2 protein-coding genes are annotated in these 1,991 nt (G+C 29.9%); both read left to right on the top strand.

Translation table 11 applies throughout. The annotated features are described in order from the left end of the window. The first annotated feature begins 273 nt into the window (after positions 1-273). Positions 274-1,224 (top strand): PIN domain-containing protein, encoded by a 951-nt coding sequence (locus AC4AGG_RS16195; RefSeq protein WP_489773059.1) that lies wholly within the window; start codon positions 274-276, stop codon positions 1,222-1,224. 222 nt (positions 1,225-1,446) lie between these two features. Then, positions 1,447-1,991: hypothetical protein (locus AC4AGG_RS16190; protein ID WP_489773058.1), on the top strand; the 545-nt coding region annotated here is incomplete at its 3' end.

The following is a 1,991-nucleotide window of genomic DNA, read 5'->3' as shown; positions in this document are numbered from 1 at the left end:
AAACTATAAAAAAGCAAATCGGAAATTTGGATAGATGGAAGAATGATGAATATTAAAACTTCTGCTAACAGTGTATTAGCAAAAGCGGGCTTGAATACTCAAATTGAAAATTTGAATATTCTTCGCCGCCACTGCTTTTCGGTTTCGTTTTTTTTTGTAACTTCACTTCACCGAAAAAGCATTGGCTCAGTTGGTTGAAAACTGAACTTTCAGTTCACTTTTCGCCCGCCTTCGCTAATACTTTTTCGTTATCGGCAATTATTTTCAAAAAAAATGGCAAAAAAAATTAAAGAAAAACTTGATGCGATTATTTTTATTGATACAAATATTTTTTTAGACTTTTATAGAATCAGAAGAACGAATGTTTCAATAAAATATTTAGATGAAATAATAAAGCACAAAGACTTGATAATTACATCAAGTCAAGTAGAGATGGAATACAAAAAAAATAGACAAAGTGCTATTTTAGAATCAATTTCGGAGGTTACAAAAAAACCACAGATAAGCCTAAGTTGCCCTGCAATATTATCTGAATCACTTTCATTAAAAATAATAAAAAAATCTAAGGAATCTGTAGAGAAACAACAAAAAAAGCTTAAAGAACAAATTGAAAAAATTCTCAAAACGCCAAATAGAAATGATATTGTTTATAAGTCTCTTCAAATTTTATTTAACAATAAATCTCAACTGAATTTAAATCGTGAAAATGAATTCAGATTTACAATTAGGAATCTCGCAAAAAAAAGATTTATTTTAGGATATCCGCCAAGAAAAAAAGATGATAATTCTATTGGAGATGCGATTAATTGGGAGTGGATTATTGAATGTTCAAAAAAAACAAAAAAAAACATTATAATTGTAACAAGAGATACTGACTACGGTATTATTGAAGAACCTGAATGTTACTTAAATGATTGGTTATTGCAAGAATTCAAACAAAGAACAAATAATAGAAGAAAAGTAGTTCTTACAGATAAATTGTCAAAAGCTTTTCAACTATTGGAAATTCCTGTAACAAAAGAAATGATTGAAGAAGAAAATGAGTTAACAAGGGAGATATATTACAAAAAATTGATTACACCAAATTCATATTCACTCTCAAATATTCAACAAGCATTAAACACAAATTTAGAAACAATGAATTTCATAAATAAAATTTCGGGGAATGAACTAAAAAGTGCAATGGACAAAATAACCAAGAGCTTTAAAATAGAAAAATTATAACTGCCGATAACAGTGTATTAGCAAAAGCGGGCTTGAATACTCAAATTGAAAATTTGAATATTCTTCGTCGCCACTGCTTTTCGGTTTCGTTATTTTTTTGTAATTTCACTTTACCGAAAAAGCATTGGCTCAGTTTGGTTGAAAACTGAACTTTCAGTTCACTTTTCGCCCGCCTTCGCTAATACTTTTTCGTTAGTGGCAAGCATACAAATCAAACGTTAATTGGTAAAGGAATTAGTACCCGAAAAATTAACTCCATCTGATGTTTTCAATCAGATGGTGCAAATAATGTTTTCAAGATTGGAACCATTCGGTTGGAAACTTCTGAAAAATGGCGATATCAAAAAGAAAAACGGAAAACTGACCTATAAAATATTCTTTTTCAGAAGCTATAAAAACTATATCGACTACAACAATATGTCGGGTTCTGTAACTACTGAAATTTACTGCAATATAGATATTCCCGAATGTGAAGCAGTTTATTCACTTCGGTTTGAGAAACCAAAACCATTTAATATTCTTTCAGAAGACCTAAAATTAAATACAGACTTGGTTGAAAAAATCTGGAAAACTATTGAGAACGAATATCTTGACGTAATCGATGGTCTTGAAAAAAATCCAAGACAACAGTTGCTAAAAATGGGACTTTTTCCAACACTATACTCCGTTGACTATAGCTACCAACTTCTTTTGCGTAAAGAGTTATTGGAAAGCGTTGGTGCAAAAGGTTTATTAAATGTTTATAACGAAAACAGCAACTTTTATAA

The organism is Chryseobacterium sp. CG10_8, from assembly GCF_058117085.1.
Note: the sequence above shows the minus strand (reverse complement) of the source record. Positions and strands in the feature narration are given on the sequence as shown.

Bases quoted from the DNA above. Each gene is read 5' to 3' on its own strand.
- AC4AGG_RS16195 (WP_489773059.1), top strand. From the start codon at position 274: ATGGCAAAAAAAATTAAAGAAAAACTTGATGCGATTATTTTTATTGAT.